Here is a 23,828-nt window from a genome sequence, read left to right as displayed (position 1 = left end):
CCGTCACCGGGTACCCGCCGCGGTACGGGGGGCGGCCCCGGTCCGGTGCAGCACCCGCAGTTCACCGGCGAGGAAGGCGCTGCGCATGGCACCGCGCTGGATCTTTCCGCTGGTCGTACGGGCGACCTGGCCGATCGGGACCAGCACCACGTCGCCGAGATGCAGGTCGTACTCGGCCCGCACCCGCTGCTGCAGTGCGGTGATGAGCTCGTCCGGGTCGGCGCCGTCGGCGCCGCGCAGGTCCTTGGGCCGGACTTCCTGGACGGCCACGGTACGGGTGACGGGTACCGGTCCGCCCGGGCTGTCGACGGTGAAGACGGCGGTCGCGCCCCGTGCGGTGGCGGCGTGCGTTTCCCGGATCGTCCGTTCGAGGTCCTGCGGGTAGAGGTTGCGGCCGTTGATGATGAGCATTTCCTTGATCCGGCCGGTCACGAAGAGTTCACCGTCCTGGAGGGTGCCGAGGTCCCCGGTGCGCAGGAACCGTGCCTCCGTGCCCTTGAGCTGGGCCCCGAAGGTGGCCTGGGTGAGGTCCGGGCGGCCCCAGTACCCGGCGGCGACCGACGGGCCGGCGATCCAGACCTCGCCGACCTCGCCGTCGGGCAGCTCGGTTCCGGTGTCCGGGTCGACGATGCGGACATCCAGGCTGACGGGCCGGCCGGAGCTGACCAGGCGGCGGGAGGGCCGGCCGGGGGCCGGCGGCCGCAGACGGTGGGCCTCCAGCTCCGCGGCGTCCACGTCGGTGCCCCGGTGCCCCTCCCCCGGCGGCTTGCCGGTGACGAACAGCGTGGCCTCGGCGAGCCCGTAGCAGGGCACCATGGCATCCGGCCGCAGACCGGCCGCGGAGAACCGTTCGACGAACCGGTCGAGGGTCGCCGCATGGATGGGTTCGGAGCCGTTCAGAGCGGCCCGCAGGCAGCTCAGGTCCAGCTCGGCGAGCTGTTCGTCGGTGGTGCGCCGGGTGGCGAGAACGTAGGCGAAGTCGGGCCCGACGGTGATCGTCGCCCGCAGGTCGCTCACCGCCTGCAGCCAGCGGTGCGGCCGCTTGAGGAAGGCCAGCGGTGACATCAGGTACACGGTCCCACCGCAGTGCAGCGGGCCGAGCAGCTGGCCGATGAGACCCATGTCGTGGTAGTGCGGAAGCCAGCTCAGGCACTTGACGTCCGGGGTGAGCTGCAGGCCCCGGGTCAGTTCGGCCTCGTTGTGCGCCAGGGCCGCGTGCGTGACCATGACGCCCTTCGGCTCACTGGTGGAGCCGGAGGTGTACTGCAGGAACGCGACCGCGGAAGGGTCGGGCGTCGGCAGGCCGGCCGGAGCGGCGGCCAGGTCCTCCTCGACGAGGCAGGAGACCCGCTCGGCGAGGCCCGCCTCATCGATCCACTCCCGCACCGCCTCCGTGGTCGATCCGGCGGTCAGCACGCAGGCGACCGCGGCGTCGTCGACGATGCCGGTGAGCCGGGACGCACCCCGGCCGCCGGCTCCCGGCAGAGGGGCAGGCACCGCGACGACTCCCGCGTGGAAGCAGCCCAGCAGTGCCACGGTGAACTCCTGTCCCGGAGGATGGAGCAGCAGGACCCGTTCGCCGGTGAGTCCCCGGCGTACCAGGCCGTACGCCACGGCACGCACCCGCCGGTCGAGCTCGGCGTAGGTGAGCACCGGACCGTGACACGGCTTGTCGAAGTTCTCGATAAAAACCAGCGCAGGATGGTCCGGGCGTTCCCGTACCCACCTCTGGAATTGATGGACGAAATGACCTGTGGCGTCACTCACCGACGAACCTCCTCGATCCGCGGAAAACGCTAATCCGACCCCTTGGGGCTATCTTTGCGTGACGCTGAAGCGCAACTTATGCCGCGCTGAACTCTTCGGTGAACGCCGCTCCGGGCAGCACCAGTTGCTGCTTGTGGCCGCTCGGTTGGCGAGGCGGACCGGCCTCAGCAACCGCGCAATGTGACGACTACCACCATTGCAGGAAGCGCCAATGACTCTTGCCCGAGCCCATTAGACCGTGTGAGGCTCGGCGAGCATCATTCGGTTCATTTGACCCTGCTCTCCGCACCACTTCCGAGGAAGTTGTGCGTCGCCGGCTTCATATTGACTCAATACATTGGGGAGTCCGAGGTGCGTTTCGAGGTACTGGGGCCGCTGTCCGTCACCGATCGCAGAGAAGGGCGGTCGCTGCTGCCCAGCGCGCCGAAGAAGAAGGCCTTACTGGCGGCTCTGCTCTCGCGGGTCGGCCAGGTGGTCTCGACCGCCGGCCTGATGTCCGAGCTGTGGGCCGGGGAACCGCCGCGCAAGGCCCGGGCCGCGCTGCACGTCTACATGGCGCAACTGCGCAATCAGCTCGCTGAGGGGTCCGGCACCGCCGGTATCACCACCGAAGGACCCGGGTACATGCTGCGGCTGGGTGATGCGGAGTTCGACCACCACGAGTTCACGACGCTGCTCGCGCAGGGCCGCACGCTGCAGCAGGCGGGGGACCTCGAGGAGGCCGCCGTCCGAGTGCACCGGGCGCTGGATCTGTGGCGCGGCCCGGCTCTCTCCGGGCTCACCGACGGACCGATGCTCGGCGTGTTCGCCACCTGCCTGGACGAGGAGTACATCGCCGGTATCGAGATGCGGCTGGAGATCGACCTCCAGCTGGGGCGGCACCGGGAAATCGTCACGGATCTCGTCCGGCTGGTGAACGATCACCCTCTGCGCGAGACCTTCTACCGGCAGCTGATGGTCGCGTTCTACCGCTCCGAACGGCAGGCCGACGCGCTCAAGTGCTACCACCTGCTGCGCGGCCGGCTCCAGGACGAACTGGGCGTTGAACCCTGCCGCTCCCTCCAGCAACTTCACCAGGCGGTCCTCCGTGCCGATCCGGTACTCGACCGCTACCGGCTCCAGGCTGTGTCCTGACCGGAGGCGGTCCGGTTCCGGTCCACCGCGGAACGGCCTCCCCCTCCGATCCGGAGCTGCCGTTACGTCACCGGGGTGTGCCGCCTCCGGCTGCGCCGCCTTCGGGCCCCGGTCCAGCGGACCGGGGCCCGCGCACACGGGCTCCGGACTCAGACCCTGGTGCCCCGGACCTCCTGAAGCAGCTCCCAGAGGGTGGCCGGAGTAGCGAACACCTCAGGGGCGAGGGCGTCATCGGGAATGGTGACGTCGTACGCCTCCTCGAGCTGGACCAGGAGCTCCACGAGGGCGAGTGAGTCGAGACCGGCTGCCCGCAGGCTGCTGTCCGATGTCAGGTCCGCCCCGGCGCCCAGCCGCGGCAGTACCGTGCCGAGAACCTTGGCGAAGCGCTCGTCCCACGGACTTCCGTCCACGGATGCGCCGTCCACGGATGCGCCGTCCACGGATGTGCCGTCCGCGGATGCGCCGTTCAGCACCACCGGTCCTGCGGCGGAGCGCTCTGCTCCCTCCGCGGGTACCGCAGCGTCCCCGGCACGGCCTGCTGCCCTGGCGGGAACCGCCACCCGGTTCAGCTCCAGACGGGTGGCGGAGACCGGCTCTCCGCCGAGAAGGACCACCTCCGCCGCGGCCGGCCTGCTGAGGAACCCGATCAGACTCGCCGTCGCACCGTAGGCGCCCACGTTGGGGATGGCGAGGGCCTGGCCGGGAGCCAGCGGAGGCAGTTCGGGGGCCCCGCGGCCGAGCGTGTCCGCCGGGGTGCACAGCGGGCCGACCAGCCGGACCTTCTCGCCCCGGCCGGCGGCGGCCGGTGCGCTGCCGGACCGGACCGGGACAGCCGACAGCGGCAGCAGGCGCCCGATCCCGGAGAGCCCTCCGAGGTGGTTGATGCCGGTGTCGAGCACGGCGAACCGGGTGCCGCGGCTGTCCTTGACGTCGCTGACCGTGCAGAGCAGCGTCCCGCTGTCCCCGACCAGGTGCCGGCCGCTCTCGAACAGTACGGTCGTGGATCCGTCACGCCAGCCGGGGATGTGTTCGTCGAGGGCCTGCTCCACCGGTGCCCGCAGTCCGGGGTAGCGGGGGCGTTCCCCCTCCTGGGCGAACGGGCAGGCGAAGCCCCCGCCCAGGTCCAGCAGGCGCAGGCTGATGCCCAGCTCGGCGCTCAGCCGCGCGGCGGCGCGGATGCTGCCCTGGATCTCGGCCACGAGCCCGGCCTCATCGGCGGCGTTGGTCAGCGGGAAGAAGTGGAAGCCGACGACCCTGGCTCCGTCGGTCTCCGGTGCGTGCAGCTCCGCCCGGCGCTCCAGGAGAACCTCGACATCGGTGCCGAATTGGGAGGACTCCCCCGTCATCCGCATCCCGGCGCTGCCGGGGGCGTCCGATCCGTTGACCCGCAGCACGCAGTCGACGGTCCGCCCGAGGCCGGAGGCGACTGCGGCCACCCGGCGCAGGTCGACCGGTGACTCGACGGAGAAGGTGGCCACCCCGGCGCTGACCGCCGTGGTGATCTCCTCCGCGGTCTTCCCGGGGCCCGTGTAGAAGACGTTCCCTGGCTCGCACCCGGCGGCGAGGGCCGTCGTCAGCTCGCCCGTGGAACTGACCTCGGCGTGGCAGCCGCCGGCGACGAGCGTCCGCACCACATCGATGTGCGGGTTCGCCTTGAGCGAGTACAGCAGGGTGCTCGGGGCGGGAAGCGCGGTGCGCAGGGAGTCGAGTGCCGCGTGCACCCGGTCCAGGTCGTACACGTACAGCGGGCTGCCGTAGGCGGCCAGCAGGGCCTCATGGTCGGTCACTGGGCGCTCCCGGTCTCGGGCTGCACGAGTTCCCGCAGCCGCTTCTTGTCAGTCTTGCCGTTGGGGGTGAGGGGCAGATCCTCGACGAGGTGGCAGCGGGCGGGCACCTTGCCGGGCTCCAGCAGTTCCCGCAGGCCGGCCAGCACGGCGTCGGCGGACCGGTCGGTCACGACAGCGAGCTCGAGGTCGTACTCCCCCTCGGGGGGCAGCGCCGCGGCCGCCCGGACGCCGGCCACGCCCGCGGCCGCGGTCTCGATCTCGATCGCACTCGTCCGGACACCGCGCCGCTTGAACTGGTCGTCGCGCCGGCCGTGGAAGTACAGGTGACCGTCCGCGTCCAGGTGCCCGTAGTCGCCGGTGTGCAGGCGGGGTTCTCCCGACTCGGGGTCACGGTCGAACCGCTCCGCGGTGAGCTCCGGGGCGCCTCGGTACCCGGACATGACGTGCGGTCCGCTCACAACGATCCGGCCGGGCTCTCCCGGGCCCACCGGCCGGCCCGCCTCGTCGAGGATCCGCACGGTGGTGCCCGGCAGGGCGGTTCCCACCGTGCCGGGGCGCTCCCGGTCGGCATCCGGCCCCGCGACCGTGACGCGCTTGCACTCGGTGATGCCGTACATGGAGACGACCGCCGAGCAGGGGAACGTCGTACGCAGCGCCTCGATGTCGGCGGCGGTGAGGGCGGCACCGGTGTTGGTGAACATCCGGACATGACGGGGCGGCTCGCCACGCCTGGCCAGCCGCACCAGCATCCTCGCCGTGGAGGGCACGATCGGTACGACGGTCGCCCGGCTCGCCCGGAGGGTGCGGAGCATGCCGATCGGGTCGTCGGCGTCCGTGAGAACCAGCTCCGCACCCGCCAGGGCGGACAGCAGGATCTGGTAGAGACCGTAGTCGAAGGACATCGGGGAGCCGACCAGGATCACGTCGTCGGCCCGGTAGTCCAGCCGGGCGGCGATGGCCCGGGCGGCGAAGTCCACCGCCCGGTGCGGGCAGACCACTCCCTTGGGGGCGGCCGTGCTGCCGGAGGTGTAGATGAGCAGCGCGGTGCCGTCGGGTGAGGCGGCGTCCGGGCCGCTGCCCTGGGCCGGGCCGGACACCGCGTCCTCCAGGCTGATGACCGGGCAGTCCACGGTGGGCAGCGCGGAGCGTCCGTCGGCGGGGGCCAGCAGCGCGGCGGGGACCGCGTCGGCAAGCACCGACGACAGCCCGGCGGGGGGCAGGTGCGGACTCAGCGGGACCAGGGCCGCCCCGGCCCGCGCCGCCCCGAACAGGACCGCGGGCAGTTCGCGGCGGTTGCGCGAGTGCAGGGCGACCCGGTCCCCGGGCCGGACTCCGGCCCGGATAAGGCTGTGCGTGACGGAACGGGCGGCGGTGTCCAGCTCGGCGTAGGTCCAGGCACCCGTGGCATCACGCACGGCCGGGGCGTGGGGGGTGGCCCGCACCGCGTCGTCCAGGACTGCGGTGACGGACCCGGCGGTGGTCACCGGTGCCGGGGTCACTGCGGCCACGTCCGCTCGGTCGCGGCCGGAAGTCCGCCGAGAATCTCGACGACGGCGCAGGTGCAGGTCAGTCCGGCGCCGCCGCCCACGATCAGCACGCGGTCGCCGGCGGTGACCACTCCCTCGACGAGCAGGTGACGCAGCCCTGCGAACTGGTCGCCGGCACCGAGGTGGCCGTGGGTCCGGGCGAACGGCCACGTCGTCTGGTGCTCCTCGACGCCGACGAGTTGGCTCAGCTGCCAGTCGAGCTTCGCGCGTCCGGCGGCCGGGATCACCACGCCGCCCAGTTGCGACAGCTCGGTCTTGGAGTCGGCGAGGGCCTGGGTGACGGCACTGCGGACCGCGTCGGCCAGGCGCACCGTGGAGGCACGCATGCCCCCGTGGTTCTCGAAGTGATGGGCGATCCGGCTGCTGATGTCGAGCGGGCCGGGCTGGTACGTGTCATGGAAGCGGGGTCCGCGCAGCACCTGCTCCAGGCCGTTGTCGGACACTGTCGCGGTCGACAGCAGCCGGGCGAAACCACCCTCGGTGGACAGCACCATGGCGGCGCCGCCGTCGCCGTACGGAAGTCCTTGCTCGGTGCGCCAGCGGTCCACGCCCGGCAGGCAGAACCGGTCACCGGTCGTCAGCAGAGCGGCACCGCCCTGCTCGAAGGCCAGCCGGGAGGCGGCGAGGTCCATGGCACCGACCCCGGCGTTGCATTGCTGCTGCAGGTCGAAGGCAGTGGCCAGGTTGCCGACGGAATAGCGCGCGACGTAGGAGGCCGCGGGCCACATGTCCACCCCCTGGTACCAGAGGCTGGAGTGGAAGACCAGGGAGACGTCGGAGGGTTCGACCGTCGAGTGGGAGAGGGCGTCGCGGGCGGCGAGCACCGCCATCTCGGGGGCGGCCTTCTCCTTCTCGACCAGCACCGAGATGATGCCGTTGGCCTCGGACTCCTCGGCGTCGTACTCGCCTGCGGCGACCGCGTCGGCCGCAGCGACCGGCTCGGGGAGGTAGACGCCGAGACCGGCGATGTAGATGTTGTCCCATTGCATGTCGTGCTCCTCAGCATCGGACCGGCGCGGTGGCGCGTATCGGCTGCCGGTCCAGGATCGGCGGGACGGCTAAGGCGGGTCTTAGGGCTCGCCTGCCGCGTCGCGAAGGCGGTGCGGGGGCGGACACCCGCGTCGCCTTCGGCAGAGCCCTCAGGCACCCCGGTCCCGGCCGGCCGACGGGAGCAGGCGCACGGCGATCAGCGTGCCGGCGGCGGTGACCACAGCGGCCAGCGTGAGCGCGACCGCCCCGGACCGGTCGAACGCCGCTCCGGCCTGCTCGGCGATTTCCGCGCCGGCCGGGCCGCCGAGGAGCTCAGCGGTCGTGAGGGCTTCGTACAACGTGCTCCCTCCGCCCTCACCGGCCGCCGCGAGATACCACCGGTTGAGGGTGGCACCGATCACCGCGATTCCCAGGGCGAAGCCGATCTCCTGCATGGTGTCGTTGAGCGCCGCCCCGGAGCTCGCCCGGTCCTGGGACACCGCGGAGACCAGCACTGCGGTGGCCACCGGGGCGGCCAGGCCGAAGCCGATGCCCACGGCGACCAGACCGAGAACGATGACCGGATAGTCGTGCCCCGACCAGCCCAGTGAGAGGAAGCCGGCGGTCGCCAGGGCCATACCCGCACCTACCGCGTACCGCGGGCCGATGCGGCGGGCGAGCCGGGGCGCGCAGGCCGAGGCGGCGGCGACGGTCAGCGCGATCGGCCCCACCGCCAGGCCCGCGGTGAGCGGGCTCATCCCCAGCTGGAACTGCAACCGCTGGGTCAGCACGAACAGCGACCCGGCCAGGCCGAAGAACAGCAGCATGTTGCTGATCGCCGCGCCGACGAACCGCCGGTCGCGCAGGAGCGAGAGCTCGATCAGCGGATACCGGGCGGAGCGCAGCCGGAGCACGACGGCCGCTGTCGCCAGCAGGGCGAGCGCCGCAGAAGCGGACACGATCCAGCCCGGGGTGTCCGGCGCCCCGAACTCGATGACGGCGAACACGAGCGCGCCGATCGCCACCACCGAGAGCAGCGCGCCCAGGACATCAACCGGACGGCGGTGCGAGTCGGCGGACTCCCGCACCAGCACGGCCGAGGCGATCAGGACCCCCCCGACCAGCGGAACGTTGAGCAGGAAGACCGCGGACCAACCGGCTCGCTCGACCACCAGGCCGCCCAGAATCGGTCCGAGCGCGATCCCCAGCGCGGCGATTCCGCTCCACACCGCGATCGCGAACGCCCGTTCCTGCTTGCTGAAAGCGTGCAGGAGGATTGCCAGGGTGCCGGGCATCACCAGCGCAGCCGCGGCGCCGAGCAGGCCGCGCAGGGCGATCAGCTGCCAGGCCTCGGTGGAGAAGGCCGACAGCAGCGATGCCGCGCCGAACACCAGAAGACCCGCGAGGGTCATGCGTTTACGGCCCCAGCGGTCCGAGCAGGCACCCGCCAGGATCAGCAGGCCGGCAAAGACGATCGAGTAGCTGTCGATGATCCACTGAACCGTCGGCAGATCGGCTTCCAGGTCCCGCATCATCGCGGGGATGGCCACGTTGAGCGCGGAGTTGTTGAGCACCACGACGCAGAGAGCGAGTCCCATCAGCGCCAGTACCGCCCAGCGACGGCGGTCCTGGAACGTGTCCGTGGGGGTGGGGAGGGTTACGGCAGTCGTCGTCACCACTGAGCTCCTCGTCAGCATTGCGGAGGGAAACCCCATGGCCCCACACGGTGCTTAGGCGGTACTTGCGCCCTGGCGGGCGGTACGGCGCGGAAGGTGCCGGGCAGCCCGAGGGTCCGTAGGCTGGGGACGGGCGCCGGGCGCAGCGGCGCTCCCGCCGCCGCCCGCGCAGCGCGGCGCACGGCACCCGCCACGCTGTCCGTCACTCCACCGGCCCATCGACCCCGCACCGGTCCACCGGCCCGGTGACCGTCCGGAGACCTGCTGACGTCCTCCCCGCCCGGAGCGGGAGTTCCCCTTCAAGGAGAGACCGATGAAGATGCTGATCAACGGGCCGGAGCACGTGGTCTCCGACGCACTGCGGGGGATGGCTGCCGCCCATCCCGACCTGACGGTCGATGTCGAGAACCGTGTCGTCGTGCGGCGGGACGCCCCCGTGCCCCGCAAGGTCGGACTGGTCTCCGGGGGCGGCTCGGGTCACGAGCCGCTGCACGGCGGCTTCGTGGGGAGAGGCATGCTGGATGCCGCGTGTCCGGGAGAGGTGTTCACCTCACCGGTCCCCGACCAGATGGCCCGTGCGGCAGCCGCCGTGAACAGCGGGCAGGGCGTGCTCTTCGTGGTCAAGAACTACACCGGTGACGTGCTGAACTTCGACATGGCCGCCGAACTCGCGGAGGACGAGGGTCTCCAGGTGGCCAAGGTGCTGGTGCACGACGACGTCGCGGTGATCGACAGTTCGTTCACCGCCGGACGGCGGGGCACCGGGGGAACCCTCTTCGTGGAGAAGCTCGCCGGGGCTCTGGCCGAGGAGGGCGCCCCCCTGGACCGGGTGACGGCCGTGGCCCGCCAGGTGTCGGAGTCGTGCCGCAGCTTCGGGGTCGCGCTGAGCGCCTGCACCACACCGGCAAAGGGCGGCCCCACCTTTGACCTCCCGGCGGACGAACTGGAGCTGGGCATCGGCATCCACGGAGAGCCCGGACGGGAGCGCAGGGCCATGATGAGCTCCCGCGAAATCGCCGATGCCGCGGTGGAGGCGCTGCTGGCCGACCTGCAGCCGGACGGGCCGGTGCTCGCCCTCGTGAACGGCATGGGTGCCACTCCGCTGCTGGAGCTCTACGGCTTCAGCGCGGAAGTCCACCGGGTGCTCGGCGAGCGCGGTATCCCGGTGGCCCGTACGCTCGTCGGGAACTACGTGACATCCCTGGACATGGCGGGCTGCTCGGTGACGCTGTGCCAGGTGGACGAGGAGCTGCTGCGTCTGTGGGACGCCCCGGTGCGCACCGCGAGTCTGCGCTGGGGCTGTTAACGGGCGGGACGCCGCCATGGATGGTGACAACGGTTCGTGGGACCGAGGAGGACGAGAGGTGAGCGGGATGCCGGAGATGGACGCGCGTTTCTTCCTGCGCTGGCTCGAAGCGATGACGGCGGCCGTCGACCGGGAGGCCTCGCGGCTGACCGAGCTCGACTCCCCCATCGGCGATGCGGACCACGGCAGCAACATGCGGCGCGGCTTCACCGCGGTGGCCGTCTCCCTGACGCAGACCCCGCCCGCCACCCCGGGCGAGGTACTCAAGGAGGCCGGCAGAACACTGGTCGCCAAAGTCGGCGGGGCCTCCGGACCGTTGTACGGCACGCTGCTGCGCAGCACCGGCAAGGCGCTGGGCGATGCGGAGCGGGTCGACGGGCCCGGCCTCTGCGCCGCCCTGCGCGCCGGAGTCGATGCGGTGGGGCAGCTCGGTGGCGCGGTTCCGGGGGACAAGACCATGCTGGACGCGCTGACTCCCGGGGTGGACGCGCTGCCGGAGTCCGTCGAGGCGGCACGCGAGGCGGCCGCGAAAGGCTCGGAGGCGACGATCCCCCTGCTGGCGCGTCGGGGACGGGCGAGCTACCTCGGTGAACGGAGCATCGGGCACGAGGATCCCGGCGCCGCCTCCTCCGCCCTCCTGTTCGCGACCCTGGCGGAGGTGGCAGCGGATGTCCGGTGAAGCGGTTGCGGGAGCGGCGCCGACCTCCGGGGGCCCGGAGCCGGGTCTGGTCGGCATCGTCCTCGTGTCGCACAGCAAGGAAGTCGCCGAGTCCGTGGCGGCGCTGGCCCTCGGGCTTGCCGGTGGGGGCAGGAAAGCGCCGGTGACCGCTGCGGGCGGCGCCCCGGACGGTGGTCTGGGCACCAGCTCGGAGCAGATCACCGCGGCGGCACGCGAAGCCGACCGGGGAGCAGGGGTCACGGTCCTGGCGGACCTGGGCAGCGCGGTCCTGACCGTTCAGGCGCTGATCGCGGAAGGGGACGAACTGCCTCCCGGCACGAGGCTGGTGGACGCGCCCTTCGTGGAGGGGGCGGTGGCTGCTGTGGTGACCGCCTCCGCGGGCGCCCCGGCGGAGGCGGTGGCCGCAGCCGCCGGGGAGGCGTACGACTACCGCAAGACCTGAGCCCTCCGGCTGCGGGAGCGGTCAGCTCCCGTAACCGGCGGGTTCGAACCAGACGTGGTCGTCGGCGGTGGCAAGCTTGATCCGGGTCAGGGCGAACTCCGCCAGCGGGGGCAGCGCGCCGAGCGTGAACCAGCCCACCTCCAACGATTCCTCGTCGTTGACCCGCGCTTCGCCGCCGACCGCCCGGCAGCGCAGCGCGACGTCCACATACTGGCAACGGTCACCGTTGGGGTACTGCACCGGTTCCAGGGTCTGCACCATGAGGACCCGTTCCGCCACGCAGCGCACCGCGGTCTCCTCGTACACCTCGCGCACCGCCGCCTCGGCCGGCTGCTCACCCGGCTCGGGGATGCCCCCGATGACCGACCAGCGTCCATTGTCCGCCCGTCTGCCGAGGAGCACCCTGCCCGTGCCGTCGAGCACCACGGCGCTGACCCCGGGCAGAAAGAGCAACTGGTGACCGACGCGTTCCCGCAGCCGGCGGATGAACCCGGGGGTAGCCATGCCTTCGAGCTTAAGGGCTGGGCTGCCGCTGGACACCCGCTCCGGTGCCGCTCAGCCGCCGGCAGTGGACGGGGCGGGGCTGCCCGGCAGCAGCAGCCGGCCCTCGGCATAGGCCAGTACCGCTTCCGGCAGCGTCCCCGGAAGGCCGCCGGCGAGGGTGACCAGGCCGCCGGTGGACGGTGCGTCGGGGGCTGGAGCGGCTCCGATGCGGCGCAGCGCCTGTGCGGCGACCGCCTCCGCGGAACCGCGCAGGGTGACCGGACGCAGCGTGACCGTGCCGAGCTGCTCGCGGATCCGGGCTGCGACCAGCTCGTAGTGGGTACAGCCCAGGACGAGCTCCCGCGTCCCTGCCGGGGTCAGCGCCGCGGCGGCCTTCACGGCCAGCGCGACGGCGGTGCCGTCGGCGCGTTCGACGGCGGCGGCCAGCCCGTGGCACGGAACCTCCGCGGTGGGTGCGCCGGACGCGAAGTCCTCGATGAGCCGGCGCTGGTACGGACTCCCGGTGGTCGCGGGCGTCGCCCAGATGGCGAGCGGGCCGCCCGCCGCAGCGGCAGGCTTGACGGCCGGCACTGTTCCGATGACCGGTATCCGGGGCTCCAGCTCCGCCCGGAGCGCGGGCAGCGCGTGCACGGAGGCGGTGTTGCAGGCCACGATCAGAGCATCGGGCCGTTCCGCGGCGGCGGCTCGGGCGCACCGGACGGCCCGGGCGGTGATGTCCTCGGGACTCCTGGGCCCCCACGGCATGCCGTCCGGGTCTCCGGAGAGCACGAGCGTGGCGTCGGGCCGCAGCCGGCGCACCGCGGCCGCAGCGGCGAGCAGCCCGATACCGGAGTCGACAAGCGCGATCTTCACGCAGTGAAGGGTACGCGGGTGCGGGTGCGACCCGGCATCCCTGCCGCTCCCCGGCACCGGCCCGCGGGCTGAAAGCGGCCTGACCGCCGGTGGACGTTCCAGGGCTTGTCGCCCACCGATCCGGCCGCAACTTGCCTCTTTTTCAGTATTTCACTCGTTTTGTCAGCGCAGGAGCTGCCCGACCCCCGGAAATGAGGCGTCGGCCGGTCTCCCCAATCAGCACATCGTGGGCTTAACTTATGGAACATGACCTCCCCGCGCTCGTCCTACGCCGGCGGCTACTATTCCCCGCCCCCGCCCTTCCCGGACACCCCGATCTACGACAGCCTGGTGGCAGAACGAGGGACCCCGCAGATAGCTCCCATCCGGGTGCCCTCCGTGTACGAACCGGCCGCGTACCAGGCCCCCTCGCACGTCGCCCTGCCCGCGCTCCCGGCACTGCCGTCGGGACCGTCGCAGCCCGCGGCGCACTACCCCGGGCAGCAGATGACCGCCGCCCGGCCGTCCTTCCCCGCGCCCCAGCCGCAGGCGCCGTACGTGCCGCAGCAGCAGGCGGCCCCGCGGTCCTACGCGTATCCGGCGCCGCAGGCACCCGCGTCGCAGCAGGCGATGCGGCCGGCCGCCCCGCGCCCCGCACCTCCGCAGCAGATGCCTTCCTCCTACCCGGATCCCTACGGCCAGCAGCCGTACCCGCAGTACCAGCAGCGGCCCGGCTACGGCTACTGATCGTCCCGCTGCCGGGGAACGGAGCGGCTCGCAGCCGTTCCGGTCATCCCATCTGCCCGGCGCACGCTACGGTGGTCCCTCAGCAGGCGTGACAACGCAGCACGCGCGAGAACGTGTTCGGTTCACAAGAGGTTGGGGCACAACGGTCCATGGCACAGGGCTCCGTGCAGGTGACGCACACCGGAACATCACGATGGCGGCGCCGGACCGCCCTCTACGACTCGGTCACCGAAGCCCTGTCGGCTGCGGCGGACGGTGACGTACTGGTCCTGTCACCGGGGGTCTACCGGGAGAACCTGGTCATCGAGCAGTCGGTCGTCGTGCGCGGTCCTGAGGACGCCGGGGAAGGAGCCGCCCGGATCGCGCCCGCCGACGGGGTGCCGCTGACCGTGCGCAGCTCGGCCACGGTCGAGCAGCTGCGCATCGAGGGACAGGACGTCGCCGTACCCGCCGTGCTCATCGAGAACAGTTCCCCGGAGCTGGCCGGGATCCGGGTGCACACCTCGTCCGCCACGGGCATCGAGGTCCGCGGGGACGCCCGGCCGACGGTGCGCCGCAGCACGGTCGACAACCCGGCCGGTACCGGTATCGGGGTGGCCGGTGGAGCGGGAGGGCTTTTCGAGGAGTGCGAGGTCACCGCTGCCGGTCAGCCGGGCATCGCGGTCCGCGGGCCGGCCCGGCTGCGACTCGAGCGCTGCCGGGTCCGGCGGGCCGTCGGTGCCGGGCTGGCCGTGACCGGCGAGGGCAGCACGGTGGACGCGGTGGGCTGCGAGATCAGCGGGATCAAGGGCACCGGGGTGCAGCTGGCCGACCGCGCGACCGCCCACCTCTCCGACTGCCGGGTGAGCGGGACCTCCGGCGACGGCATCACCATGGACACCGATTCGGTGCTGACCCTGACCGACAGCGAGGTGCACGACATCCCGGAGAACGGTCTGGACCTGCGGTCGCGTTCGGTGCTGACGCTGGTGCGTTCGAGCGTGCGCAGATTCGGCCGCAACGGCCTGTCGGTGTGGGACCCGGGCACGCATGTGGACGCCCATCACTGCGAGATCCAGGAGAGCACCGGGGACTATCCGGCGGTCTGGGTGAGCGACGGGGCCACCGTGGTGCTTGAGGCGTCCCGGGTGCGCCACGTCCCGGACGCGCTGTTCCTGCTGGACTCCGGCTCCCGGGCGGATGTGGTGGACAGCGACATCAGCAACGTGCGCGGTTCCGCCGTATCGGTCAGTGACGGGGCCGCGGTACGTCTCGACGCCTGCCGGATCCGGGAGGTCGGCACAGGAGCCTGGTTCCGCGACCCGGGCAGCGGCGGCACGGTGATCGGCTGCACCGTCGAGGACGCCACGACCGGTTTCATCGTCACCAAGGAAGCCGATCCGGCCGTGGAGAACTGCACGGTCACGGCTCCGGGCGAGGCCGGGGTGTACGTCTCCGCCGGAGGCCGGGGCTCCTTCACCGACTGCCGGATCACCGGCTCGCGCGGGTACGGCTTCCACATCATCGACGGTTGCCGCACCGAGCTCACCCGCTGCCGTACCGAACGCTGTGCCCGGGGTGGTTACGTCTTCGCCGAGGACAGCCCGGTGCTGGCTGACTGCCGCAGCGACGAGAGCGGCGCCCCGGGCGAGGAGGCGCGGGAGCGCGCCCGCCCGGTCGCCGCGCCGGCGGCCTCGGGCGGGATACTGACCGCGGCTCCGGAGACGGCCCCGCCGGCCGCGGTCCCGGCCCAGGCCGGCCCCACGCCCGCGGGCCCGGGGGCTCCGCGGAGCGCACCGGAGCACCGGCCGTCCCACGAGGTGCTGGCGGAGCTGGACTCGCTGGTGGGTCTCGACACCGTCAAGCGCGAGGTGCGCGCCCTGATCGACATGATCGAGGTGGGGCGGCGGCGCCTCGAGGCAGGGCTCAAGGCCGCATCGGTCCGGCGGCATCTGGTCTTCACCGGATCACCCGGCACCGGCAAGACCACGGTGGCGCGGCTGTACGGGGAGATCCTGGTCGCCCTGGAGGTGCTCAGCAAGGGGCATCTGGTCGAGGTGTCCCGGGTCGACCTGGTCGGCGAACACATCGGATCCACCGCGATCCGGACCCAGGAGGCCTTCGGACGGGCCCGGGGCGGGGTGCTGTTCATCGACGAGGCCTACGCGCTCTCCCCCGAGGACGCCGGCCGGGACTTCGGACGGGAGGCCATCGACACCCTGGTGAAACTGATGGAGGACCACCGGGACGAGGTGGTGGTCATCGTCGCCGGGTACACCGCCGAGATGGAGCGCTTCCTGGCCGTCAACCCGGGCGTCGCCTCCCGCTTCTCCCGCACCATCACCTTTGACGACTACTCTCCTGAGGAACTGCTGAGCATCGTCCGGCAGCAGGCCCGGGAACAGGAGTACGACCTGGCAGAGGGGGCCGCGGAGGCGCTGCTGAAGCACTTCGCCGCGCTCCCCCGCGGCCCTTCCTTCGGCAACGGCCGGACCGCCCGTCAGACCTTCGAGTCGATGGTGGAGCGCCACGCCGGCCGGGTCGCGCAGCTGCCGGACCCGAGCACCGCGGAGCTGACGCTGCTGTACCCGGAGGACCTCCCCGGACAGCACCCGCAGTGACGTGTCAGCCCGGCCGTTCGCGGGCCTGTTCCGGCACGGACTCCGCTCCCGGGCACAGCCGCCGGTAGAGCCGGGCGCGCTCCTCCTCGTACGCGGGATGGGCCGCGTAGTCGCTGTGTCCCAGCAGCGGCTCGGGGAGTGGACGGAGCAGGTTGCGGCCGTAGTACAGCGGGTCGAGCAGCGGGTCGTGGTCGACCTCCGGGCAGCCGTCACCCGGGCCGACCCGCACCGGTCCGCCGATCGGGTCGGTGGCCCGCCACAGGTTCCGCCAGCACGGCACGTCCGCCCGCAGCGCCCGGAGGGCGGTGGGACCGAAGTACTTGGGGAACCAGCGCCCGTACAGCCGCTCCAGCGGGGACCCGTACGTGAGCAGGGCGATCCGGCTGCGGGTGGGGGCGTCGAGCTGCCAGACCGCCGCCGCGGCCAGCACACTGCCCTGGGAATGTCCCGAGATGATGATCCGGCCGCCGGTGGTGTCCACCCAGGTGGCCATCCGCCACGACAGGTCCGGGACGGCCCGCTCGGCGTAGCAGGGCGGCGCGAAAGGATGAGCGGCCCGCGGCCAGAACGTCCCCACGTCCCAGAGAATCCCTACGGTGCGGCGGGCCGAGGCGTCCCGGTAGGCACGGCGGCCCATGGTGAGCAGGAGCAGCACGCCGAAGCCCAGCAGCCAGGAGCCGACAGCTTGGGAGAGCGCGGCGAAGCCGGAAACCGCGGCCGGGACCCGGGCCAGCTCCCCGGGGGTGCGGCCGGTCAGCCCGGCCCCGGCCACCGCGGCCACTCCGAGCAGCAGAGAGACCGCACAGGTCCAGCCCACCAGCCCGGGGGCCGAGTCGGTGAGCCCGGCCCTGGCGGTGGCCGCGGCCACCCGCGCGCTGCGCTCCTCGTCCGGCCGGACGGGCTCCCCCGGGTATCTCTCCGGGATGCCGGGCGCCAGCCGGCGGGTGGCCGCTGCCACCTTGGCCACGGCCACCGACGCGAACACCGCCACCACCAGAAGCAGGGCCGGTACGACGGCGGCCTGCCAGCTGAGCAGGACCGGAGGACCGGCGATCCCTGTCTCGGAACTGCCCGCCACGGCACCGGGGTCGAGCCAGGCAGCGCAGCGCTGGACCACGCCCGCGGTGAAGACCCCGGCAAGCGCGCAGGCCATCATGGCGACCGCGGGCCCGCCGAGACCGTACAGGGCCCCGCGGTCCTCCTCCGGAGCCAGCCGGTGCAGCCTGCGGGCCGCCGCCGCCAGCCCGATGACCAGCGCCCCCTGGAGGACGGTGAGGGCGGAGAAGACCTCACCGCCCGGATGACCGCCCCCCGCCTCCCAGCCGGGGCGATCCCAGCCGGTGTGCACCAGGACGAGCGCCAGCAGGGCCAGAGACGCCCGGGGAAGCCCCCTGGCGGCGGCGGGGAGGGGCTGCTCGTCGAGCTCCTTCTCGGTACGGCCGTGCCGGGAGACGAGCAGCACCACCCCCGCCCAGCCGAGCAGTAACAGTATGCCCAGGACGAGGCCGGCCGCCGCTGTCACCGGGGCTCCGTGCGGTCCGCCGTCGTACTGCCGGGTGGCGGCCAGCAGGGCGGTGGACACGGTCAGCAGTCCGGCCGCGGTGTGCGCGGCGCGCAGGCGGGAGACGATGCCCCGGCCGTACCAGAACCCGGGAAGGCTCAGGCCGGCGGCGCGCTTCTCGCCCCGGCCGCGGTCCCGCACCGGCGGGTAAGCCGACTCGTAGGCGCTCCACGTGCGGTGCGAGAGCCACCACAGCAGGCCGGTCAGCAGGACCGGCAGGGCGGCGGCGACGGTCAGCCGGCGGCCCGGCTGGGCCCACCAGCCCTCCTCGGCCTCCAGGGAGGCCAGCCACGAACTGTCCGCGGCGCACCGCAGGGACCCGGCGCACTGCCAGGCGACGAGGTCGAGAGCGACGGCACAGGCACCGGCGACCATCAGCACGGTGAGCGAGAGCGCGGTGAGCCGTACCAGAACGTCGTAGACGTGGTGCGTGCGGTGATGCCCGCGGGTCGCCGGCCGCATCCAGTGCGCCACGTTGGCGATCATGAAGGGCAGCAACAGCAGCCACAGGGCCCGGGCTCCGTTTCCCGACGTCAGGTTGGACCAGGAGTAGGCCTCGCGGAGCGGTTCGCCGTTGTCCCAGGGCCGGTCGGCACGGTCGTCGGTGCGCCGGTGGATGCTGGCCGTGCCGTCTCCGGTGATCCGGGTGGTGCGAGGGTCTCCCAGCATGTCCTGCGGGGTCGCACCGCCGACTCCGTGCACCAGGAGCTCGAGCGCGGGCGGCGGTTTCCGGCCTGTTCCGCTCAGCGGGCCGGCGTCGTCCTGCCGCGGTGCCGCACCGTCGGTGCTCATTGTTGCCGCCCTCCCCCTGCTTCCCCGTATCCCCGCTGTTCCCCACGCCAGCATGGCAGTTGGCCGCCCGGCGGGGCCACCCGGGCCGCGGGGAGTGGGCCGGGCGGCCGGTCGGGCGCGGGGTGCCGCGGCATGCGAGGATGTGCCCGCGGTCGGGGCCTCGCGGCGGAAGGACGGAGTCACGGTGAGCGACAACCAGAACCTGCTGGCCGGGCAGCGGCGGGCGCTCATCCTGGACGAGGTGCGCCGCAGAGGCGGCGTCCGGGTCAGTGAGCTGACGCGGATACTCCAGGTCTCGGACATGACAGTCCGCCGTGACCTGGACGTGCTGGCCCGTGAGGGCTCGCTGGAGAAGGTGCACGGCGGGGCCGTGCCGCTGTCCGAGGGCCGCACGCACGAGCCGGGGTTCGAGGCGAAGTCGGCGCTGGAACTCTCCGCGAAGAGCGACATCGCCCGCGCTGCGGCCTCGCTGGTGGTGCCGGGGAGCGCGGTCGCGCTGTCCGGCGGGACCACCACGTTCGCGGTCGCCCGCCTGCTGCTCGAGGTGCCGGATCTGACCGTGGTGACCAACTCCGTGCGGGTGGCCGATGTGTTCCACGACGCCGCGGCGCGGCCGCAGGGCGGACAGCGGACGGCGCCCGGGCCCACCGTGGTGCTGACCGGCGGCGTGCGGACACCGTCCGATGCCCTGGTCGGGCCGGTCGCCGACGCCGCGATCAGCTCCCTGCACTTCGATGTGCTGTTCCTCGGAGTGCACGGCATCTCGGCCGAGGCAGGCCTGTCCACTCCCAACATCGCCGAAGCCGAGACGAACCGGCACTTCGTGCGTGCGGCGCGCCGGGTGGTGGTGGTGGCCGATCACACCAAGTGGGGGACCACCGGGCTGAGCTCCTTCGCCACACTGGACCAGGTGGACGTGCTGGTGACCGACGCCGGGCTGTCGGCGGAGGTCCGGGCGGAACTTGCCGACCGCCTGCCCGAGCTGGTGATTGCCGGCACCGGGCCCGGCTGAGCGGCGCTCAGGCCGCCCAGCCGCCGGTGGTCAGAAAGGTGCTGATGGCCGCCGCGTGCGGGCGGATGTCCAGGCCCTGGTCCGCCAGCCAGGCGTCCGAGTAGTACTTGTCGAGGTAACGGTCCCCCGGATCGCACATCAGGGTGACGACGGAACCGGTGCGTCCTTCGCTGAGCATCTCCGCCACGATTCTCAGCGCGCTCCACAGCCCGGTGCCCGTCGAGCCGCCGGCTCTACGCCCCATGGCCTGTTCCAGTGCGCGCACCGCGGCGATGCTCGCAGCGTCCGGGACTTTCATCATGCGGTCGACCGCGCAGGCCAGGAAGCTGGGCTCCATGCGGGGCCGGCCGATGCCCTCGATCCGCGAGCCGCAGTCGCTGACGGCACCCGGATCTCCGCTCACCCAGCCGTCGAAGAAGCAGGAGTTCTCCGGATCGGGGACACACACGCGGGTGTCGTACTGCATGTAGCGCACGTAACGGGCGATGGTCGCCGAGGTCCCGCCGGTGCCGGCGGTGGCCACGATCCAGGCGGGCTCCGGATACCGCTCCCGTTCGAGCTGCTGATAGATCGACTGGGCGATGTTGTTGTTGCCCCGCCAGTCGGTGGCCCGTTCCGCGTAGGTGAACTGATCCATGTAGTGGCCACCGGTCTCCGCAGCCAGCCGGGCGGACACCTCGTACACCGTGCGCGGGTCGTCCACCGAGTGGCAGCGGCCGCCGTGGAACTCGATCAGCCGGGTCTTTTCCGGACTGGTCGTCCGCGGCATGACGGCGATGAACGGCACCCCGACCAGGGCGGCGAAGTACGCCTCGGACACGGCGGTGGAGCCGCTGGACGCCTCGATCACGGGACGGCCGGGGCGAATCCAGCCGTTGCACAGTCCGTACAGGAAGAGCGACCTCGCCAGCCGGTGCTTCAGGCTCCCCGTGGGGTGGGTGGACTCGTCCTTGAGGTAGAGGTCGATCTCCCAGCTGTCCGGGAGCGGGAAGTGCAGCAGGTGCGTGTCCGCGCTGCGGTTGGCGTCGGCCTTGACGCGGCGCACTGCTTCCTTCAGCCAGGCCCGGTACTCGGGATCGCTGCGGTCGACGTCAAGGGTGTCCGGGGCGGCTCCGGCACGGGAGGGCTCGCTCCCGCCTGCCCGATCTGTGTGCACCCGACGAGCATAACGACCGCCGGAAGCCTGAGGTCCGGTGCGGTGGGCGGCATCTCAGGCGGGCGATCCCCCGCGGGGCTGCATCACGATGCTCACGGCCGCCTTTCGGACCGCAGGTCCTCGTCAGCGGCCGAAGCGGCTGTCGGTGGCCGCTGGCACACTGCTGCCATGAGCCAGGAGCCGCTGCCGCCGGACAGGTGGGCACTGGCGGAGTATCAGGACGGAGAGGTCAGGTTCTGCCCCGTCGACGGCCGGGGCCGGCCCGCAGGGCCGGTCGAAAGGGCCGCCGGGCCGGTGGAGGCGGTGCGTTCCCGGCCGGGCGCCGGGCGATGGATCTGGCGGTCGACGGCCGGGCCGTACCCCCGGCTGCTGGACGCCGGGCTCCGGGTGCAGCGGTGCTACGACATCGAGGCGGCCGAGGCTCTCCTGCTCGGCCACGAGGGAGCGCACGGCAGCCCGCGGTCGCTGCCGGCCGCCCGGGCCCGGCTGCGCGGTCTGCCGGTTCCGGCGGATGCTCCCTCCCGGCTGCCGGATTCCGCCCAGTCCGCGCTGTTCGAAACGGGGCCGGTGCCCCTGCCGCCGGACGCCGACCCCCTGGAGTCACTGCTCGAGGTCTACGCCGCCCAGCTGACCCGTACCGAACTGACCGCGCATCCCGGCCGGATGCGGCTGCTGGTCGCCGCCGAGTCGGCGGGCGCCCTGGTCGCCTCGGAGATGAGACGGGCCGGGCTGCCGTGGCGCGCCGACGTGCATCGGCAGGTGCTCGACGAGCTGCTCGGACCACGGTACGCCGGAGGACAGGAACCACGGCGGCTGGCAGAGCTGGCGGCACAGGTGGCGGATGCCTTCGGGGAACGGGTGCGCCCGGACCTGCCTGCCGACGTGGTCACGGCCTTCCGGCGGGCCGGTTTCGCGGTCACCAGCACCCGGGCCTGGGAGCTGCGGGACATCGATCATCCGGCGGTCGAGCCGCTGTTGGAGTACAAGAAGCTCTACCGGCTGTACACCGCGCACGGCTGGACCTGGCTGCGGACCTGGGTGCGCGGCGGCCGGTTCCGCCCGGAGTACGTCCCCGCGGGGGCTGCTTCGGGGCGCTGGACGACCAACGGCGGCGGTGCCCTGCAGATCCCCCGGGTCCTCCGCCGCTCCGTGGTGGCTGACCCGGGGTGGTGCCTGGTGGTTGCCGACGCTGACCAGCTGGAGCCGCGCGTGCTGGCGGCGATCTCCCGCGACCCCGGGCTCATGGAGGCGGCAGGCAGCACGGGCGATCTGTACACGGCCCTGTCCGGCCGGGCGTTCACCGGTGACCGGGAGGAGGCCAAGCTCGCCCTGCTGGGGGCGGTCTACGGGCAGACCCATGGGGGCGGTCTCCGCCATCTTTCGCAGTTGCGCCGCCGGTTCCCCGCGGCGGTCGCCCTGGTGGACGACGCCGCACGAGCAGGTGAGCAGGGCCGACTGGTACGTACCTGGCTCGGCCGGACGTGTCCGCCGCCCGGCGGTGAGCCCGGCGCCGGGGAGACGGCCCCGGAGGGGGCTTCTCCGGGCGGCTCGGCAGCCGGCCGGGCCAGGGGCCGGTTCACCCGGAACTTCGTGGTGCAGGGCAGCGCCGCCGACTGGGCGCTGCTGATGCTGGCGGCACTGCGCCGGTCGCTCACCGGCATGCGCGCCGAGCTGGTCTTCTTTCAGCACGACGAGGTGATCGTGCACTGCCCGGAGACGGAGAGCGCGACGGTGGCGGAGGCGATCGCGGCCGCGGGGGACACGGCGGGAGACCTCACGTTCGGCCGGACTCCCGTGCGGTTCCCGTTCAGCACGGCGGTGGTGAAGCGCTACTGCGACGCCGCTTGAGGGCCCTGCCCCCTGCGGGGCAGGGCGCGGCACCGTGGGTACCGGCCGGCCGCTCCCCGAGGACGGCCGACACCGCCCGTCGCCGGAACCACGCGACGCAGCGGTGTGACGGCGGGCGCGTCCCGCTCCGGGGAACGGCTTCGCGGACTCACCCGGCCAGGGCGGCCGACGGGTCGTCGAGTACCGGCTGCCAGGCCAGTTCGGCGGCCCCCACGAGGCTGTTGTGGGCCAGGCTGCACGGCAGGATCGGCACGCTGCCACTGCGGCCCCACAGGCTGTGGTCGGCGACCACCGCGCGCAGCCGTTCGGCGTCGGCCTCCAGCAGGGCGCGGTGCAGACCGCCGAGAATGATGCGGTCCGGGTTGAAGAGATTGACCAGCGCGGCAAGGCCCCGGCCGAGCCGGTCTATGACGGTACGGACGGCGGCGCGCACCCTCTCGTCCTCGGCACACCCCGCCCGTACCAGGGCGCCGGCCTGGTCCAGCAGGGAGCCCTGTGGGCCCGGCTCCCGCCCGGCGGCCTCCAGCAGGGCCAGCGGATCGGTCTCGACGTCCAGGCAGCCGCGGCTGCCGCAGTGGCAGGACCGGCCCTGGGGGTCGACCGTGAGGTGGCCGACCTCCAGCGCGAGTCCGGAGCTCCCGCTGTGCAGGCGGCCGTCCACCACCAGTGCGCCGCCGACTCCCCGGTGCCCGGTGGCGACGCACAGCAGGTGCTGGGCAGCCTGCCCGGCCCCGTGCCGATGCTCCGCCAGAGCACCGAGATTGACGTCGTTCCCGCAGTGCCCCTCCGCGTCGATGCCCGCCTCCGCCAGGCAGCGGTGGAAAACCTCCCGCACCGGTGCGCCCGCCGGCCAGGCGAGGTGCAGCGGGTTGAGCGCGGTGCCCTCCGGCTCGGCGACCGCCGAGGGCACCGCGAGGCCGGCGCCGATGCAGCGCCGTCCGGTCTCCCGGAGGAGGCGGACTCCTGCCTCCACCACCTGCCCGAGCACCTGCGCGGGATCGGCGTCCACGGTCACACAGCCGGGTGCGGTGGCGACGATCTGCCCGCCGAGCCCGACGAGCGCCGCCCGGAAGCCGTCGGAGTGCACCTGGGCGGCGAGCGCCACCGGCCCGTCCGCGGCGATGGTCAGCCGGTGGGAAGGCCGCCCCTGGGATCCGGCCGCTGCTCCGGGCCGGGGGTCCACGGTGATCAGGCCGAGCGTCTGGAGCTCCGTCGCGACCGCGCCGGCCGTCGCCCTGGTCACCCCGAGTTCAGCGGTGAGAACCGCACGGGTGGGAGCCCGGCCGGTGTGCACGAGCTGCAGAGCGGGGCCGAGTGCGCTGCGGCCTCTGTCCGGCCTGATACGAGTCTGGGTCACCCGCCCATTCTCGCTTCGTCTCTCTCCCGAGGACCGCCACCCTCGCTCACCGGCCCCATCCGCCCCGAGCGACATGGTTGGCGCTGCATCGCCGTGTGGGCTGGGCCGGGAGG

18 protein-coding genes are annotated in these 23,828 nt (G+C 72.8%); 8 read left to right on the top strand and 10 right to left on the bottom strand.

All coding sequences use genetic code 11. The features are described from left to right. Positions 1 to 3: 3 nt before the first annotated feature. Positions 4 to 1,767, bottom strand: coding sequence for a fatty acyl-AMP ligase (locus PJ985_RS17390; RefSeq protein ID WP_271684718.1), 1,764 nt, complete (start codon positions 1,765 to 1,767; stop codon positions 4 to 6). Between the two features lie 351 nt (positions 1,768 to 2,118). Between PJ985_RS17390 and PJ985_RS17385 the strand changes: the two genes are divergently transcribed. Further along, positions 2,119 to 2,901 (top strand): AfsR/SARP family transcriptional regulator, encoded by a 783-nt coding sequence (locus tag PJ985_RS17385; RefSeq protein WP_271684717.1) that lies wholly within the window; start codon positions 2,119 to 2,121, stop codon positions 2,899 to 2,901. A 149-nt stretch (positions 2,902 to 3,050) separates the two neighbouring features. Here the strand turns inward: PJ985_RS17385 and PJ985_RS17380 are convergent, their stop codons facing one another. The 4 genes from PJ985_RS17380 to PJ985_RS17365 form a co-directional block, all read right to left on the bottom strand. Further along, positions 3,051 to 4,688, bottom strand: coding sequence for a phosphopantetheine-binding protein (locus PJ985_RS17380; RefSeq protein WP_271684716.1), 1,638 nt, complete (start codon positions 4,686 to 4,688; stop codon positions 3,051 to 3,053). Continuing rightward, positions 4,685 to 6,196: a class I adenylate-forming enzyme family protein gene (locus tag PJ985_RS17375; protein ID WP_271684715.1), complete on the bottom strand. Its 1,512-nt coding sequence runs from the start codon at positions 6,194 to 6,196 to the stop codon at positions 4,685 to 4,687. The genes PJ985_RS17380 and PJ985_RS17375 overlap by 4 nt, the downstream gene beginning before the upstream one ends. Continuing rightward, positions 6,184 to 7,224 (bottom strand): ketoacyl-ACP synthase III family protein, encoded by a 1,041-nt coding sequence (locus PJ985_RS17370; protein WP_271684714.1) that lies wholly within the window; start codon positions 7,222 to 7,224, stop codon positions 6,184 to 6,186. The genes PJ985_RS17375 and PJ985_RS17370 overlap by 13 nt, the downstream gene beginning before the upstream one ends. Positions 7,225 to 7,374: 150 nt before the next feature. Continuing rightward, entirely contained in the window at positions 7,375 to 8,880 is a 1,506-nt protein-coding gene (locus PJ985_RS17365; protein ID WP_271684713.1) for an MFS transporter, read from the bottom strand. Between the two features lie 313 nt (positions 8,881 to 9,193). Between PJ985_RS17365 and dhaK the strand changes: the two genes are divergently transcribed. The 3 genes from dhaK to PJ985_RS17350 all read left to right on the top strand — a co-directional run bounded on the left by dhaK (position 9,194) and on the right by PJ985_RS17350 (position 11,307). Further along, positions 9,194 to 10,186 carry a dihydroxyacetone kinase subunit DhaK gene (gene dhaK / locus PJ985_RS17360; protein ID WP_271684712.1) on the top strand — a complete coding sequence of 331 codons (993 nt, stop codon included), beginning with the start codon at positions 9,194 to 9,196 and terminating at the stop codon, positions 10,184 to 10,186. 67 nt (positions 10,187 to 10,253) lie between these two features. Then, positions 10,254 to 10,865: a dihydroxyacetone kinase subunit DhaL gene (dhaL, locus tag PJ985_RS17355; protein ID WP_271684824.1), complete on the top strand. Its 612-nt coding sequence runs from the start codon at positions 10,254 to 10,256 to the stop codon at positions 10,863 to 10,865. Beyond that, on the top strand, positions 10,855 to 11,307 hold the full coding sequence (locus PJ985_RS17350; RefSeq protein ID WP_271684711.1) for a PTS-dependent dihydroxyacetone kinase phosphotransferase subunit DhaM: 453 nt from the start codon (positions 10,855 to 10,857) through the stop codon (positions 11,305 to 11,307). The genes dhaL and PJ985_RS17350 overlap by 11 nt, the downstream gene beginning before the upstream one ends. Positions 11,308 to 11,328: 21 nt before the next feature. Here PJ985_RS17350 and PJ985_RS17345 read toward each other — a convergent pair whose 3' ends face one another. Then, entirely contained in the window at positions 11,329 to 11,811 is a 483-nt protein-coding gene (locus PJ985_RS17345; protein WP_271684710.1) for an NUDIX hydrolase, read from the bottom strand. 51 nt (positions 11,812 to 11,862) lie between these two features. Continuing rightward, the gene (locus tag PJ985_RS17340; protein ID WP_271684709.1) at positions 11,863 to 12,663 is read right to left on the bottom strand and encodes a glutamate racemase; all 801 of its coding nucleotides are present in this window, start codon (positions 12,661 to 12,663) and stop codon (positions 11,863 to 11,865) included. Positions 12,664 to 12,909: 246 nt separating this feature from the next. Here PJ985_RS17340 and PJ985_RS17335 point away from each other — a divergent pair, with 246 nt between their 5' ends. Next, positions 12,910 to 13,389 (top strand): DUF6643 family protein, encoded by a 480-nt coding sequence (locus tag PJ985_RS17335; RefSeq protein WP_271684708.1) that lies wholly within the window; start codon positions 12,910 to 12,912, stop codon positions 13,387 to 13,389. A gap of 149 nt (positions 13,390 to 13,538) precedes the next feature. Continuing rightward, positions 13,539 to 15,989, top strand: a complete 2,451-nt coding sequence (locus PJ985_RS17330) for a right-handed parallel beta-helix repeat-containing protein (protein WP_271684707.1) — start codon at positions 13,539 to 13,541, stop codon at positions 15,987 to 15,989. Between the two features lie 4 nt (positions 15,990 to 15,993). Here the strand turns inward: PJ985_RS17330 and PJ985_RS17325 are convergent, their stop codons facing one another. Continuing rightward, positions 15,994 to 18,342, bottom strand: a complete 2,349-nt coding sequence (locus PJ985_RS17325; RefSeq protein WP_271684706.1) for a hypothetical protein — start codon at positions 18,340 to 18,342, stop codon at positions 15,994 to 15,996. 184 nt (positions 18,343 to 18,526) lie between these two features. Between PJ985_RS17325 and PJ985_RS17320 the strand changes: the two genes are divergently transcribed. After that, positions 18,527 to 19,354, top strand: coding sequence for a DeoR/GlpR family DNA-binding transcription regulator (locus tag PJ985_RS17320; protein ID WP_271684705.1), 828 nt, complete (start codon positions 18,527 to 18,529; stop codon positions 19,352 to 19,354). A 7-nt stretch (positions 19,355 to 19,361) separates the two neighbouring features. Here the strand turns inward: PJ985_RS17320 and PJ985_RS17315 are convergent, their stop codons facing one another. Then, complete coding sequence (locus tag PJ985_RS17315; RefSeq protein WP_271684704.1) at positions 19,362 to 20,510, bottom strand: PLP-dependent cysteine synthase family protein; 1,149 nt, start codon at positions 20,508 to 20,510, stop codon at positions 19,362 to 19,364. 168 nt (positions 20,511 to 20,678) lie between these two features. On the opposite strand from PJ985_RS17315, the gene PJ985_RS17310 reads away from it, so the two are divergent. Then, positions 20,679 to 22,358, top strand: a complete 1,680-nt coding sequence (locus tag PJ985_RS17310; protein WP_271684703.1) for a bifunctional 3'-5' exonuclease/DNA polymerase — start codon at positions 20,679 to 20,681, stop codon at positions 22,356 to 22,358. 148 nt (positions 22,359 to 22,506) lie between these two features. Here PJ985_RS17310 and PJ985_RS17305 read toward each other — a convergent pair whose 3' ends face one another. Continuing rightward, entirely contained in the window at positions 22,507 to 23,715 is a 1,209-nt protein-coding gene (locus PJ985_RS17305; RefSeq protein WP_271684702.1) for an ROK family protein, read from the bottom strand. Positions 23,716 to 23,828 lie beyond the last annotated feature (113 nt).

This window comes from Streptomyces sp. ACA25 (assembly GCF_028200735.1).
Classification (GTDB): Bacteria; Actinomycetota; Actinomycetes; order Streptomycetales; family Streptomycetaceae; genus Streptomyces.
This window is presented reverse-complemented; position numbering and strand designations above follow the sequence as displayed.